Genomic DNA, 14,103 nt, shown 5'->3' on the forward strand with positions numbered 1-14,103 from the left:
GATGCTGCCCGACATCATCCGCCGCGGGCGCGACCCGTCGGTCGGCATCACCGTCAGCGGCGCCGTCATCAGGCGGCGGATCACCGCGGCCGGCGCCTCGCCAGACGACTGCCTGGCCGCCATGGCGCCCAGCATCGCCACCATCCACGAATGTCTGGGTGACATCGTCTATGGCGAGGAAGAGGACGAACTCGAACACGCCGTCCATCGCCTGCTGGCCCAAAAGCGATTGACGCTCGCCAGCGCCGAATGGGGCACTGGCGGCCTGATCGCCCAGGAACTCAGCAGCTTGGACGAACCACAACAGCGATTCCTAGGCGGCGCCGTCTTGACCAGCGCCGCCGCAATCGAGTCCGCGCTCGTCGTCCCGTCCAGTTTCATTCAACAACACGGCGCCACCAGCGGCGCGGCCTCCTCCGCCATGGCCGAGGCCGCGCGCGTGCAGTTCGGCGCCGACCTGGCCATCGCCGTCGGCGAATTGCCAGTGCAAAAAGTTGAAGACGCTCGCTCGCAGCGGGCGCACTTCGCCCTGGCCACACCGCACGGCGTCCTGGTCCGTTCGGCGCCACACGCAGGGCATCCCTCGATTCTGCAACAACGCGCCGCGCGGCAGGCGCTGAACCTCGTGCGGTTGGCGCTACTGCGCGATTTGGCGATTGACTGAATGGAACGTCTCTTGCGACATCGCGTTATGACCGTTCGCATCTGCTAGCAATTCGCAACTCGCGTGTGATGCTGGCAAATTCGCCTTCAAGTTTCATCGTTTCTTCATTTGACGATTCCCCTGCCTCAGCGGTATGCTGAGGTCAGTCCAAGAGAGCCCACGATTGCGGCTTTCGGTTCGAAACGGCTAAGACAGCCCTGTTGTCGCCAATTCGCGATGACCGGGCTTTTTTTATTGAAATTGGAGTTACAGTCAGCATTATTCAAGCATTGAAGGGCGGAACCACAGTGACGGAGCTACTTCTAGAAGACCGAGCGGCCTTGGATACGGCCCACATCTGCGATGCCGAGACCCTGGTGATCGCTGGCGATCATGATCTGGAACGGCGCGTGCTGAATTTTCTCATTAGTCGGCAAGTACCGTGCGCTCATCAAATCGACATCTCGGCGAGTGGTGGCGAAGTCACCCTCCGCGGACGAGTCGCCTCGTACTACCACAAACAATTGTGCGTTCACTGCGCGCAGCGAGTCGCAGGCGTCATTCGTGTCGTCGACCAGATTCGCGTAAAGTCTCGACCCGCGCGCGTTGGCTAGAGCACTCAGCGCCGTGTTAATCACGCTGCGGCACAGCAAACAATCGGCCGTCACGCAGATTGCTGCGGAAGCGCCGTGTCAACCCAAACGGCCACCGGCGCAATTCGTGCGCCGGTGGCCGTTTGGCAATGCGTCGAGCCAGTGATCTGGCGGCTAACTTGACGCCGCTACTTTGGCGACTTCTTGATCTTCAGTTTGGCCTTCGGCTTTGCGCCGGTCTCCTCGGGCGCCGGCTCGGAACCTTCTTCCGCAGCCGTCTCATCAGCCGCCGGCTTCTTGCTTTCCGCGGCCAAATCCTTGCCGTCCACCAGCGCCGTCAACTCCTCGGTGAGCTTTTCTTCCAGATTGGCCGACAGTCCCACATGCACAACCTGCACACGGCCATCCTTGCCAATGATCACCGTTTGCGGAATTGCGTTCGCCAGATACTTTTGCGCCACCTCGCCCCCTTTGTCGAGCGCGACCGCTAGCTCCAGCTTTTCCGCGTCCAGAAACTCCTTGATCTTCTCCGGCTCCTCATCGATGTTCACGGCATAGAACACCACCCCCTTGTCGGCGAACGCCTTGGCCACCTTGTTGATGATCGGCATCGCCTCGCGACAAGGACCGCACCAGGTCGCCCAGAAGTCCAGTATTACCACGTTCTTGTTCTTTTGCTCCGCGGCGCTCGCCGTGCCGCCATCGAGCGTCGCCATTTCAAAATCGGGCGCCGGCTCCCCCACCAGCTTCTGCGCGTCGGGCTGCGCGCGCTGCCCGAACATCTCCATCAAGCTGTCCACTTTCTCGGCGTCGGCCGGCGGCGTAAAGGCAAAGCTCTCGGCGTCGAACTTGGGCTGAATGTTCCAGTCGGTGAAGGTGACCACATTTTCCACCTTCATTTGCGGCGCCGCGCCCCCCCGGTTCATCTTGGCCAACGCCTTCTCCAGGTTCGGCACGAATTTGAGCGGCAACGGCTCCTTGCCCGCCGCGATCCACAACTCCCAGTCGAGTTGCTCGCTTTGCGCCTTCAGGTGATGCGCCGGCTTGTCATCGAGCTTGACCTCGCCGACGTATTCCAGCGTTGTCACCTTTTCAAGCAGCTTGCCGACCGGATCATCCACAAAGAAGGTCTGTGTGATCGCCGACGCGTTGCCCGCCGAGGTGATGCCCGCAATCACCGGGTTTTCGAACAGCGCCGTCAGGTCGACCGGCGATTCTTCCACGACATACTTGTTCACGGGCTGAATGAACGTGGTCAGTTCTTCGCCATTCGCCGCGATGGTCACGCCGCCGCCCGGTTGGCTGCTGCCGACCTGGATGAAGATCTTGTTGGGGCGCTCGACCCGCAGTTCCTGCGAAAAAGTAATATCTTGCTTCTGCCCTTGCGCCTCGACGTGCAGATTGCCTTTCGCTAACAGCGAGAACGATTTCAAGTCGTGAATGAACTTGCCGAACTGCTCGACGACTTGCTTGGCCTGGGGAGCGATGTCGCCGCCGTCTCCCTCCTCCGCCCCCCGCGCGGCGCCCAAGCTGCCGACCAACATCGCCAAAACTGCCACCAGCCAATGTCGCTGACAACCGAACATAGCAATCTCTCCCAAGAAGCGCGAATTGAGCGCAATCATCGAAACTCGTAGCAAAGTCGCCGAATTGTAGGGGTCAGCCCACCACCAAGCTAGACACCCCCCTCGGGGAGCCCACCATGCCGTTCGAGCAATTTTGCTTGTCGTCATGCGCGCTCATGCGATAATCGGGCCATCGTCGCGCCCCATAGAGGCAGATGCGGCAACTATCAACTCGGCGCCGCCGGCTTACAATTCCGGCGTTTGTCCCCACCGACAAGACACCTCCAACTCAAGCGAGAAACCCCGATGACAAAATGGAATGCATCACGCTGGCTATTGGCGCTGTTGATCGCCGGAGTGGGCGGCTTGGCCGCCAATATTAGCCGGGCCGACGACGAACCCAAAAAAGATGCGGCGGCCACGAGCGAACCAGCCACGGACCAGGAAAAGCCAGCCGAGCCTGACGCGGACGACAAAAACGAAGCGGAAAACCCCTATCTAGTCAAAGACGGTTCGCCCGCAGAACTGATGGACGCGATCGCCCAGTTACGCGAACAAGAAAACAAGCCCCAGGGCGCCAATCGCGACGAGCGGGTGGCCAACTTCGTCAACCTTCAAGAGGCCATTATCGACGCCGCCGAGCGCGTGCTGGCGGCCGAAGTCGAAGAAGATGTGGCGGCCAAGGCTCTGGCCGAACAATTGATCTCCCTGGCGTACCAACAACGACTCAAGCAACAAGACGCCAAGCAGCGTTTGCTCCGCGTGATTCAAGAGCGACTCAAGGACAAGCGGCCCAAAGTCGCTGCCGAAGCGCGCCGCGCCAACGCGAGCGAACAGGTTGATCACCTGGCCGATCTCGATGCCCAGCAGCGCGAAGCGGTCGTCGCCGATCTCAAAGAGTACTTTACCACCAAAGAACCCTCCCAAGACGCGCTTATGGCCGCGCTTGATATTGGCCGCAAACTCGAACGCGCCGATGGCAAGCTGGCCGCCGGTCTGTATCGAGACTTGTCCGGGGTGTTCGCCAAGAGCGATGTGCCGCGCGTGCGCGAGTACGCCGCCAAGATGGAAGGCATGGCTCGCCGGCTCGAACTGCCAGGACAGTTCATGCCGATCGATGGCAAGTCAGTCGATGGCAAGGACTTCGATTGGTCCGCGTATCGCGGCAAAGTCGTGCTGGTCGACTTTTGGGCCACCTGGTGCGGACCTTGCCTGCGCGAATTGCCAAACGTCAAGAAGCAGTACGAGCTGTATCACGATCGCGGTTTCGATGTGGTCGGGGTCAGCCTCGATGAAGATCGCGCCAAGCTCGAGGAGTTTCTTGGCAAGGAGCAACTTCCCTGGACCACGCTCTTCAGCGACGACGAGGCCGCGACCGGCTGGGATCACCCCATGGCCAATCATTACGGCGTCACGGCGATCCCCGCCGTGTTCCTGGTCGACAAAGATGGCAAAGTGGTGACGATGAAGGCGCGCGGCGAAGCCCTGGGCGAAGAGCTAGCCAAGCTGCTCGGACCCGTGGAAGAACCACCAGCCACGGAAGAGGCCAACGACGAGGCGCCCCAACCGGCCAAACCAGACAAAAACGAAGCAGCCGCCGAGAAATAGCGCCCGATCAGCGCGTTGCCAAGACAAGCAACGCCCGACACCGTCCGTAATTGGACGGCCTGCCGCATCGCGCGCACAATGCCTGCATGGGAAAATGGATCGATCATGTCGACCCGACCGAGCCGGTCAGCCGTCTCGCCACGCGCGCCTTGTCGCTGCGGTTGCACGACGTTTGGCTGCATTTGCGACTGGCGGCCGAAGAAGCGCAGTGGGACCAAAACCACGTGCATCGCCTGAGAGTCGCCACGCGGCGGGCCAGCGCGGCGCTACGGCTCTTTAAGCCGCTCGCTCCCCACAGGCGGCGCCGCCAGATGCGCATCTGGTTGCGCCAGGCGCGCCAAGCCGCTGGCGACGCTCGCGATCTTGACGTGCTCTCCGGCTCAGTCCGCAAACTACCAATCGACCTCGCCGCGGCGCAGATCGTGCTCGCCGAAATCGAGGAGCGGCGCCGCCGGGCGCAACCCCCCATGCAAGCGGTCTACTCCCATCTGCGCGCCAAGAACTTCGAACGCAAGGTCGACAAACTGGTCTCCCGCACGCGCTGGCGATCGACTGGCAAATGCGCCGCCGAACCGACGGTCGCCCAATCCGCCCGGCAAAGGCTCCCCTCGTTCATCAACGACATGGTCGCCGCGGCGCGTGCCGACTTAAAGGCGCTCGACTCCCTGCACGCGTTTCGCATCGCCGGCAAGCGGCTGCGCTACGCGCTGGAGATTTTTGGCGCCGCCATCGAACCGGACGTTCGCAAAGTCGCCTATCGGCGTCTGGTCGAGTTGCAAGATCGGTTGGGCGCGGTCAACGATTCGCACACGGCGGCCATGCGCATCGAGCAGTGGCCCAACTCCGGCCCTGGCGCGCAGCAATCGGCGTTCCTTGCCGCGCATGCCGCTTTCGTTGCCGACCGCGATCGCGACCAGCGTCTGTTCGTCGAGTCCTTCGATTCGCAAACGGCGCTCGATTGGATCGCGCCGCTTGTCGCGGCCCTGGCGTGCCCCGCCGAGAACACCGCATCGATCCCGCGCGCCGACGAAGTCGCTTGACTACTGCGCGCTGCGTTCGTTCGCTATAACTGCTGGCGAACTTCGACCCACCCAGCGAGGCATCTGTGAAGCTGCAAGGAAAGACCGCCCTGATCACCGGCGGCGCCACCGGCATCGGTTACGCCATCACCGCCACGCTCTCCGCCGCAGGCTGCCGCACGGCTATCGCCGGCAGACGACAAGAAAAGCTCGACGCCGCGGTGCAAAGTCTCGCCGGCCAAGGCGCGGTCATTGCGCACACGGTCGACGTCTCCGATCGCGACAGCGTGGCCGCGCTATTTCGCTGGGCCCAAGAACAACTCGGACGCATCGATATCCTGGTCAACAACGCCGGCATCAACGTCCCACGTCGCTCCATGGCCGAACTCGATCCCGCCGACTGGGATCGCCTGCTCGCCATCAATGCCACCGGCACCTACAACTGCATCCGCCAGGCGCTGCCCGCCATGCGCGAGCGCCGCGACGGCCTGATCATCAATATCTCATCCATCTCGGGCAAGCGCGCCGGCATGCTTGGCGGCGTGGGCTACAACGCGTCGAAGTTCGCAATGACCGCGCTGGCCACCTCGATCACGCAAGAAGAAGGGCGTAACGGCATCCGCGTCTGCTCCATCTTCCCCGGCGAAGTCGATACCCCGATCCTCGCCAATCGCCCCGTCCCGGTCAGCGCCGAGCGCCGAGCGGTGATCCTACAGCCACAAGACATCGCCGATGTGGCGCTGATGATCGCCTGCCTGCCCCCCAGAGCGCATGTGCAAGAAGTGGTGATCAAGCCGACCGTACACGACTACGTGTAATCGGCGCGGCATCGTCGCGGCGGCGCGAGGATCGGCTGACTATGACTGCGGTTCGGCGGGCGCATCGGCGGGTTCGTCCGCCGCGGGTTCTGCCGGCGCTTCCGCTGGGGGCGTTTCCGCGCTCTCGGTGGCCGGGGCATTGCCCTCTGCCGGAGCAGCTTCACTCTCGGCCGGCGGCGATGAGCTTTCTGTCGCGGCGCCGCCGCCAATATTCGGCACTCCCGGTATGCTGCCGCTGGTGAGCGGTTCGGCCGCGTTCTGCATCGCCTGTAGCGTCGATTCCATCGCCACTTTCAGTGGCTCCATCATCACCCCCAATAGCAGGCTCGGCCGCGCCACGCTCGTATCGGCGGCAGCCTCCGCCGCCGGCGGCGGGTCGGCAACGGGTTGTGGCTCTGCACTGGTCGATTCCGGTTCGGGCTTGGCGACGACCGGCGCCTCGGGCTCGGCAGGCGCTGCTGGCTCTGCCGGCGCCGACGCTTTGGCTTCCTCGGCTGGTGGCGCTGCCGCTGGCTCCGACTTTTGACCGCAGCCCACCGCGCCCCAAAGCATGAACATGAGGGCCAGCGAAGTCACCATTCTTATCGACATGCGATTACCTGTTTTCTCGTTGGATGTTCTGCTTGCTCGGGCAGAGCGAAGCTTATCCTATCAACCACGAAGGCATTTCTCCAGCAGCCGGCAACCGGATCACGCTAACCGAATGCACATGTGGATGCGCAAGCACCGCTTCGACCGCCGCGCTGGTCGGCTGATTGTCGAGGTTGAGCACGCCGATGGCTCCGCCCCCCGGCGCCGCGCCCGAACGGCCCACCGACATTTGGGCGATGTTCACACTGTGCTCGCCGAACGTCGTCCCCACGCGGCCAATGATGCCCGGCACGTCGTCGTGCGTGAAGATCAGCAGCGTTCCTTCGAGGTACGCCTCCAGCCGGTACTCGCCCAGGCGCACCAACCGCGGAAAGCGATTGCCAAAAACCGTGCCCGCCGCCACATAGCTCTTGTCGTCGGTTTCGACCTCGGCGGTGATCAACGACGTGAAATCGCCCAGTTCGGCGCGTGACTCCTCAATCAGTTCAATCCCGCGTTCGCGCAACAGCAGTTCAGAATTGACGATGTTCACCTCGCCCGACAATGCGGCCTCCAATAGCCCCGCCGCAAAGCTGGCCGACAGCAGGCGGGTGTCTTTGTGCGCCACCTCGCCTCGATAAACCAGTCGACAGCGCCGCGCCGCTCCGCGCCCCATCTGCGCGTGCAACCGACCCAGCCGGTACGCCACATCCAACTGCTGCCGCATGGTGGCCAATGTCTGCGGATCAATCGAAGACATGTTCACCGCGTGCCGAATGGCGCCGCGCGTCAGATAATCGACTAAGAGCTGGACCCCTTCCACCGCCACTTGCGTCTGGGCCTCTTCCGTGCTGGCCCCCAGGTGCGGGGTGCACAGCACCCCCGGCATGCCGAACAAAGGGCTCTTGGTGCATGGCTCCTCGGCAAACACGTCCAGCGCCACCCCCGCGATGCGGCCGCTCTTGAGTCCCTCGACCAGCGCCTCTTCCTGATAGATGCCCCCCCGCGCGCAGTTCACCAGCCGTACGCCCGGCTTCAGCAGTTCCAGCTCCGGGAAACCAATCAGGTTGCGCGTCTCCTCCGTGAGCGGAGTGTGGACGGTGATAAAGTCGACATGCGGCAACATTTCCTTCACCGATGGAAACGTCTGAATCCCCAACTCCTTGGCTCGTTCCGGCGACAAAAATGGGTCATACCCCATCAATCGCATGTCCATCGCTTTGGCGCGCGCGGCCACCGTTTGACCAATCCGTCCCAGGCCGACGATGCCCAGCGTCTTGTCGGCCAATTGCGTCCCCATGTACTTGCTGCGATCCCAACGCCCTTCCACCAGGCTTTGATACGCGGGCGCCACGTTCCGCGCCAGCGCCATCATGAGCGTCAAAGCGTGTTCCGCCGTGCTCACCGTGTTGCCGGTGGGGGTGTTCATCACCACGATGCCCAGCCGGGTCGCGGCCATTTTGTCGATGTTGTCGGTGCCGACCCCTGCCCGCACAATCGCCTTCAGGCGGCGATTGCCCTCCAGCGCCTCGGCCGTGATCTTGACGCCGCTGCGGACGATCGCGCCATCAAACTCGGCCAACGCCGACCGCAAATCGGCCCCCTTCAGACCGGTGCGCACCTCGAACGTCACGCCGGGCGTCGCGGCCAACAGATCGAGCCCCTCTTGGGCCAATGGGTCCAGAACAATCACACTCGGCATGGCTGCGTGGTCTCACTTTGAGAGTCGAATCGCGGTCCACCGCGCCCCAGAAGGCGCCGCTATAACCGCTGCGGGCCCAAGGGCCCGTCTGGGAAAACCCGTACAATAGTGCAAAACCGGGCCAGCCGACAACCCGCCACGCGCGGTTCTTGCGGCGCAGACGGACGTGCGCCGCGCGAAAGGATTCGTTCGTCCAGACGGTCTTGCGCGCGACAGTTCTCCAGTCTGGTCGAGCGCCGGCCGATCTTATGCAAGCAAGCGCGCAGCCGCCCCAACCTGCGGCGCCGCCAAGCTTCCCGATGATCCGTGTCTGCGTTCTCACCCATCCCTCTCCCAGGGAGTGCTCCTTTGCACTGCTCGCTAAGCCTGTGCCTCTGTGTGCACAATGCCCAAGGCGAAATCGCGGCGCTGATCCATTCCGCGCTCGAGGCGGCCGCCGAACTCGCGCCCCGCTTTGAAATCCTGGTGCTCGACACCGGTTCGACCGACGCCACCGTCGAAATCGCCCACGATCTAGCCCAGATGTATCCCCAATTGCGGGTGGTTCGTCAGTCCTGGGAAGTCGACCGCGCGGGGGTCGTCGAGCGCGCCCTGGCCACGAGCCGAGGGGAAGCCATCGTCTTTCTGGCGGCTGAATCGACCTTCGACGTGCGCGACCTGCGCAAACTGTGGCGCGAACTCGAAGCGGCCGATATCGTGCTGGCCCGCGCCGCGCGCCCCAGCCGTCCCTTGCGCTCAATGACGCAGCGCATCCTGCCCGACGCCGATCGCTCGGCGATTTGCGAACTGTGGTTGATGCGCCGGCAGGCGGCCACGCTGTTGGCGGCCGCGGCGGCCACGTTGACCGACTTTGCCGACCAGGCAAGCGCGGTCGGCTGGCAAGTTCGCTGGGTGGAGCTTCCCACTCGGCAAAATGCGGCAGAAAACCGCAAAAAGCTGGCCGGCCCACGCTTCCTGCGCAGGGCCCGATCTGGCTGGTTGCACTCGGCGCGCACGACCATCAGCGGCAACTAATCGTTTGGCGGCTAAGCACTTCGGCGATCGCTCACCGATTTGCCGTTTCTAAAGTGTCTCGCTCGCTCGCACACAATTCTCCAAGCGCTCGCCTGCGCTTTGTCAAAGCCTTGCAGTCCGGTTTTTTCGATTGCAATGCCAGCGCGGGCGTCCATTGCCGCGTGCGCGACGCGCGCTAGCGCGCTTGTCGGCCTGCTGGCGCCGCATACCATTGCGCGGTCGTCGAGGCGCGACCAGACCACTTCCACTACTTGGCGTTCGCCATTCGGAATCGGAACGAAGAAGAGTGACGCTCTTCGCCGTTTGCATATTCGGCTGACAATTCCCACGGCAGCTAGAGAACTTCCGCTCGTTTGCGCGCGACCGGTTGTCGGAACCACCCGGACGGCGCGTCGTTTCCCCGCTCTGCGTCGCGGCGCGGAACCCGCTGCGCAGTTCACGCGCGTTCACAAAGCGCGTGTCCATCACTTTAGAGAGAGAGGCCCGTCATGAGTACGATGCCATGCGCCAATCGTTTGTCCGGGGCGAGATTCTCCACCAACGGCAACTCCCACGCCGTGGCGCCAACGAATGGCCACACCCCGAATCGCACCGCCCCAGAGCGCCCGCTGCACCGCCTGAAGGCCGTACGGCAGCAACAAGGGGTATCGCTCCGTCGCGTGGCCCGCACCCTCAAAATCGACATGCACGAGGCTCGTCAGCAGGAACACGAGTCCAGCGATCTTAAACTCAGCACCCTTCACGCGTGGCGCGAACTGCTCGACGTGCCAATGGCCGACCTCCTGGAAGAGAACACCGAGCTTTCGCCCCCCGTCCTCTTGCGCGCTCGGCTGCTCAAGCTCATGAAGACGGCCACCGCGATCCGCTCCGAGTCGTCCGCCACGAGCTCCGTCAACCAACTGGCGTGCATGTTGATCGATCAGCTGATCGAAATCATGCCGGAACTGGCGGGCGTGAGTCCGTGGCACATCGCCAGTCGGCGCCGCCGCTCGCGCGAGATTGGCCGCATCTTTGAGCGGATCATGCCCGCGAGCATGTTTCCCGAGAGTTGACGCGTCGGCGTCGCGCGACCGTAGGGGCGCGGGTTCAGGCCACCGCCACCGACTCGGCGGCCTGCCAACGGTCGCCGTCGCGGACGATGCGATGGTAAAGCGTGTCGCGTTCCACCGGTTCGCGGCCCGCTTCGCGGATCAGTCGACACAATTGATCGACGGTGAGCGCCTCTGGCGTGTCGGCGCCGGCGTCGTGATAGATCAACTCGTGCCGCACGGTGCCGTCGATGTCGTCGGCGCCATAGGCCAAGGCGGCCTGAGCGGTCCCCATCCCCAGCATGATCCAATACGCCTTGATGTGCGGAAAGTTGTCCAGCATCAGCCGGCTCACCGCCATCGTGCGCAGATCAACCAGTGACGAAGGCTTTTTGATGTGCGCCAGCTTGGTGTTGTCGGGGTGGAACGCCAACGGGATGAACGTCTGAAATCCTCCCGTCTCGTCCTGCAATTCGCGCAGCCGCGTCAGATGGTCGATGCGGTGGTAGGCGTTCTCAATGTGGCCATACAACATCGTGGCGTTCGTCTTCAATCCCAGTTGATGCGCCGTGCGATGAATGTCGAACCAATGCCGCGAGTCCGCTTTGTGTTCGCAGATCTGGTGGCGCACCTCGGGATGAAAGATTTCCGCCCCGCCCCCCGGCATGCTGCCTAGCCCGGCGTCGATCATGTCTTGCAGAATCTCGCGATACGGCTTTTTCGTCAGGTGCTGAAACCAGTTGATCTCCACGGCGGTCCACGCCTTGAGATGCAGCGCGGGATGCGCATCGTGCAGGATCTCGATGATGTGCCGATACCAGTCGTACTTGCGCTGGTGATGCAAACCGCCAACAATGTGCATCTCGGTGCAACCGGCGTCGACCGCCTCCCGACCGCGCGCCAATATCTGCTCGTCGCTCATCGCGTAGCCTTTGGGCTCACGCAGGTCGGAGCGAAACGCGCAAAAGATGCAGCGATAGACGCAGACGTTCGTCGGGTTCAGATGCGTGTTGATGTTGAAATAAGCGAAGTTGCCATTCTTGCGCTCGCGAACCAGGTTGGCCAACTCGCCTAGCTCGTTCAAATGCGTTTGCGGGCTATAGAGCAACAGGCCATCGTCAAACGAAAGCCGCTCTCCCGCTTCCACCTTGCGCCGGATCTCGGTGAAACTCGTATTGGCTGGCATGTTCCAATTTCCTTCGCAGCAAGACCGTGGCCGCTCGGCAAGCGCCGGCGGCGGCAATCTTCGGCCGCTAGCGTCAGGTTAACAAATCGACCGTGCAGACGACTAGCAGCAGCAGGCTGATGATCCAATTCACGTGAAAAAAAGCCAGATTCACGCGGTCCAAATCGTCGGGCCGCACCAGCCAATGCTCATAGACCAGTAGCGCCGCCACAATGCCCAGCCCCAGCCAGTAGAACTTGTCCAAGTCGCCGTACACCAGCGGCAATAGCGCCAGTAGCGCGACCATGCCCAAGTGCGACCAGGCCGACAACCGCAGCGCGCCCGGCACGCCCAGCCAGACCGGCACGCTGTGCAGTCCCGCCTGTCGATCGAATTCAAAATCCTGGCAGGCGTAAATGATGTCGAACCCCGCCACCCACAACAGCACCGCCCCCCCCAAGACCAGCGGCGGCCAACCCAAGCTCCCACGTATGGCGATCCACGCCGCGATCGGCGCCAACATCAGCGCCGCCCCCAGCCAATAGTGCGCCAGCGCCGTGAAGCGCTTGGCGTAGCTGTAGCCCAACAGAAAGGCCAACACCGGCGCCGACAAATATAGCGGCCACCAGTTTGGCAAGAACAACAACGTGCTCGCCACAAAGCCCGCCGCGCACACAATGGCCATGACCCACACAGACCGCGTGCTCAAGATCCCAGCCGGCAAGTGGCGCATCTTGGTGCGCGGGTTGCGCGCATCGATCGCCCGGTCGGCCAATCGATTGAACGCCATCGCCGCGCTCCGCGCAAACACCATGCACAGCACAATGCCCACCAACTCCTGCCAGCGGAACGGCGTCGCGCTCCCGGCGCGCGCGTTCTCGTTCCATGCCAAAATCGCGGACAATAGCGCAAACGGCAGCGCGAACAGCGTATGGCTGAAGCGAATCATCTCCAGAAAATGGCGCGCGCCGCGAAGCGTCATTCCCCATCTCCCCAGCGGCGCATGAGCGTTTGCTCAACCCCCAACTGATCGCAGATTCGCCCGACGACGAAATCGACCAAGTCCAATACCGAGTCCGCTCCGTGATAAAATCCCGGCATCGCCGGCAGCACCACGGCGCCCGCCTCCAACAGGCGCCGCATGTTGTCCAGATACACGGTCGATAGCGGCGTCTCTCGTGGCACGACAATCAGCTTGCGCCGCTCCTTGAGATGCACATCCGCCGCGCGCTGGATCAAGTTCTCGCTCGCCCCGTGTGCGATGCCGCTCAGCGTTCCTCCCGAGCAAGGACAAACTACCATGCCCGCCGTGAGAAACGATCCGCTGGCAATCGGCGCCATCAAGTCTCGATAGTGATGATAGTGAACTCGGCCCGCTTGGCCCGACTGTCGCTTCGTCTCGCTCCGGCGCCGGCACAACATTCCGGCCAGCCCCTCTTGTCGACCTTCCGCCGGTAGCAAGCTGGCCAGCTCAAACCGATCCAGGTCGATGTCGATCCCCAACTCTTGCTTCAACACCGCTTGCCCGGCGGGACTGATCGACAAATGCACCTCGCGCCCGGCGGACAACAGCACGTCCAACAGCCGAACGGCATAGGGGGCCCCGCTGGCCCCAGTGATGGCGACCACCAGGTTGGACGTCATTTGGTTCCGATATAGAGAGTCGCCACGCCCAGCGTCAGCGGCACGTGCCGCGCCGTCGACAATCCGGCCCCCCGCATGCGATCGCACAGCGCCTCGCCAGACGGAAATTCCTGCACGCTAGATGGCAAATAATTGTAAGCGTCGCTGCGATTGCGGGCGAGCGTCTGCCCGATGCGCGGCAGCACATGGCGAAAGTAAAATTGATACAGTTGCTTGAGCCCGGGCTGAGTCGGCATCGAAAATTCCAGCACAGCCACCTTGCCGCCCGGCCGGCACACCCGCGCCATTTCGCGCAGTCCCTGGTCGGTGTTAGTGACGTTCCGCAAGCCAAACGCTACGGTCACCAGTTGAAATTGCGCGTCGTCAAACGGCAACTGCTGCGCGTCGGCCTCGACAAAATGCAGATTACGCCGCCCCTCGATCTGGCGCCCTTTTTGGTCGCCGCGCACCAGCATGGGATGGCTGAAGTCGGCGGCAATGATCGGCACGTGCCCCAGCGCCGCTTTGTGATAAGCCAGCGCCAAGTCGGCCGTGCCGGTGCAGATATCGAGTATCGGACCTTTGAGCCCCGGCGGCACGCGCCGCACCGTCTGCCAGCGCCAGTAGCGATCGACATTCAACGACAGCAGATGATTCAACAGGTCGTAGCGCTCGGCGATCTCGCCGAACATCTGCCGCACGCGCTGTTCCGACTTGTCGACCGGCATGATGGCTGCTGGCGCTCGCTTTCGCTA

At 62.9% G+C, this 14,103-nt stretch carries 14 protein-coding genes; 7 read left to right on the forward strand and 7 right to left on the reverse strand.

The window, feature by feature from the left end:
* Positions 1 to 664, forward strand: a 664-nt coding sequence (locus K1X71_17200; GenBank protein MBX7074881.1) for a CinA family protein, incomplete at its 5' end; no start/stop codon positions are given.
* Positions 665 to 951: 287 nt separating this feature from the next.
* Positions 952 to 1,257: a BON domain-containing protein gene (locus K1X71_17205; GenBank protein MBX7074882.1), complete on the forward strand. Its 306-nt coding sequence runs from the start codon at positions 952 to 954 to the stop codon at positions 1,255 to 1,257.
* 167 nt (positions 1,258 to 1,424) lie between these two features.
* On the opposite strand, the gene K1X71_17210 is transcribed toward K1X71_17205, so the two are convergent.
* On the reverse strand, positions 1,425 to 2,822 hold the full coding sequence (locus K1X71_17210; GenBank protein ID MBX7074883.1) for a DUF2092 domain-containing protein: 1,398 nt from the start codon (positions 2,820 to 2,822) through the stop codon (positions 1,425 to 1,427).
* A gap of 285 nt (positions 2,823 to 3,107) precedes the next feature.
* On the opposite strand from K1X71_17210, the gene K1X71_17215 reads away from it, so the two are divergent.
* From K1X71_17215 to K1X71_17225, 3 genes are all read left to right on the forward strand, one after another.
* The gene (locus K1X71_17215; GenBank protein MBX7074884.1) at positions 3,108 to 4,409 is read left to right on the forward strand and encodes a redoxin family protein; all 1,302 of its coding nucleotides are present in this window, start codon (positions 3,108 to 3,110) and stop codon (positions 4,407 to 4,409) included.
* 86 nt (positions 4,410 to 4,495) lie between these two features.
* Positions 4,496 to 5,449, forward strand: a complete 954-nt coding sequence (locus tag K1X71_17220) for a CHAD domain-containing protein (GenBank protein MBX7074885.1) — start codon at positions 4,496 to 4,498, stop codon at positions 5,447 to 5,449.
* A 65-nt stretch (positions 5,450 to 5,514) separates the two neighbouring features.
* Positions 5,515 to 6,246, forward strand: coding sequence for an SDR family oxidoreductase (locus tag K1X71_17225; protein ID MBX7074886.1), 732 nt, complete (start codon positions 5,515 to 5,517; stop codon positions 6,244 to 6,246).
* Between the two features lie 39 nt (positions 6,247 to 6,285).
* Here K1X71_17225 and K1X71_17230 read toward each other — a convergent pair whose 3' ends face one another.
* Both K1X71_17230 and serA read right to left on the reverse strand, forming a co-directional pair.
* On the reverse strand, positions 6,286 to 6,837 hold the full coding sequence (locus tag K1X71_17230) for a hypothetical protein (GenBank protein MBX7074887.1): 552 nt from the start codon (positions 6,835 to 6,837) through the stop codon (positions 6,286 to 6,288).
* 52 nt (positions 6,838 to 6,889) lie between these two features.
* On the reverse strand, positions 6,890 to 8,518 hold the full coding sequence (serA, locus tag K1X71_17235) for a phosphoglycerate dehydrogenase (GenBank protein MBX7074888.1): 1,629 nt from the start codon (positions 8,516 to 8,518) through the stop codon (positions 6,890 to 6,892).
* A gap of 348 nt (positions 8,519 to 8,866) precedes the next feature.
* Between serA and K1X71_17240 the strand changes: the two genes are divergently transcribed.
* Both K1X71_17240 and K1X71_17245 read left to right on the forward strand, forming a co-directional pair.
* On the forward strand, positions 8,867 to 9,532 hold the full coding sequence (locus K1X71_17240) for a glycosyltransferase (GenBank protein MBX7074889.1): 666 nt from the start codon (positions 8,867 to 8,869) through the stop codon (positions 9,530 to 9,532).
* A gap of 488 nt (positions 9,533 to 10,020) precedes the next feature.
* Positions 10,021 to 10,584: a helix-turn-helix domain-containing protein gene (locus tag K1X71_17245; GenBank protein ID MBX7074890.1), complete on the forward strand. Its 564-nt coding sequence runs from the start codon at positions 10,021 to 10,023 to the stop codon at positions 10,582 to 10,584.
* A gap of 34 nt (positions 10,585 to 10,618) precedes the next feature.
* On the opposite strand, the gene mqnE is transcribed toward K1X71_17245, so the two are convergent.
* From mqnE to ubiE, 4 genes are all read right to left on the reverse strand, one after another.
* A complete protein-coding gene (gene mqnE, locus K1X71_17250) occupies positions 10,619 to 11,746 on the reverse strand; it encodes an aminofutalosine synthase MqnE (protein ID MBX7074891.1) in 1,128 nt (375 codons plus the stop codon).
* Between the two features lie 73 nt (positions 11,747 to 11,819).
* Positions 11,820 to 12,707, reverse strand: coding sequence for a putative 4-hydroxybenzoate polyprenyltransferase (gene ubiA / locus K1X71_17255; GenBank protein ID MBX7074892.1), 888 nt, complete (start codon positions 12,705 to 12,707; stop codon positions 11,820 to 11,822).
* Entirely contained in the window at positions 12,704 to 13,369 is a 666-nt protein-coding gene (locus K1X71_17260) for a UbiX family flavin prenyltransferase (protein ID MBX7074893.1), read from the reverse strand. The genes ubiA and K1X71_17260 overlap by 4 nt, the downstream gene beginning before the upstream one ends.
* A complete protein-coding gene (gene ubiE, locus K1X71_17265) occupies positions 13,366 to 14,076 on the reverse strand; it encodes a bifunctional demethylmenaquinone methyltransferase/2-methoxy-6-polyprenyl-1,4-benzoquinol methylase UbiE (protein MBX7074894.1) in 711 nt (236 codons plus the stop codon). The genes K1X71_17260 and ubiE overlap by 4 nt, the downstream gene beginning before the upstream one ends.
* Positions 14,077 to 14,103: the final 27 nt, after the last annotated feature.

The organism is Pirellulales bacterium (assembly GCA_019694455.1).
In the GTDB taxonomy this organism is placed as follows: Bacteria; Planctomycetota; Planctomycetia; order Pirellulales; family JAEUIK01; genus JAIBBY01.

Coding starts and splice junctions, on each gene's coding strand:
- K1X71_17245 (MBX7074890.1), top strand. CDS start 10,021: ATGAGTACGATGCCATGCGCCAATCGTTTGTCCGGGGCGAGATTCTCC.
- K1X71_17210 (MBX7074883.1), bottom strand. CDS start 2,822: ATGTTCGGTTGTCAGCGACATTGGCTGGTGGCAGTTTTGGCGATGTTG.
- K1X71_17260 (MBX7074893.1), bottom strand. CDS start 13,369: ATGACGTCCAACCTGGTGGTCGCCATCACTGGGGCCAGCGGGGCCCCC.
- serA (MBX7074888.1), bottom strand. CDS start 8,518: ATGCCGAGTGTGATTGTTCTGGACCCATTGGCCCAAGAGGGGCTCGAT.
- mqnE (MBX7074891.1), bottom strand. CDS start 11,746: ATGCCAGCCAATACGAGTTTCACCGAGATCCGGCGCAAGGTGGAAGCG.
- K1X71_17215 (MBX7074884.1), top strand. CDS start 3,108: ATGACAAAATGGAATGCATCACGCTGGCTATTGGCGCTGTTGATCGCC.
- K1X71_17230 (MBX7074887.1), bottom strand. CDS start 6,837: ATGTCGATAAGAATGGTGACTTCGCTGGCCCTCATGTTCATGCTTTGG.
- K1X71_17220 (MBX7074885.1), top strand. CDS start 4,496: ATGGGAAAATGGATCGATCATGTCGACCCGACCGAGCCGGTCAGCCGT.
- ubiE (MBX7074894.1), bottom strand. CDS start 14,076: ATGCCGGTCGACAAGTCGGAACAGCGCGTGCGGCAGATGTTCGGCGAG.
- ubiA (MBX7074892.1), bottom strand. CDS start 12,707: ATGACGCTTCGCGGCGCGCGCCATTTTCTGGAGATGATTCGCTTCAGC.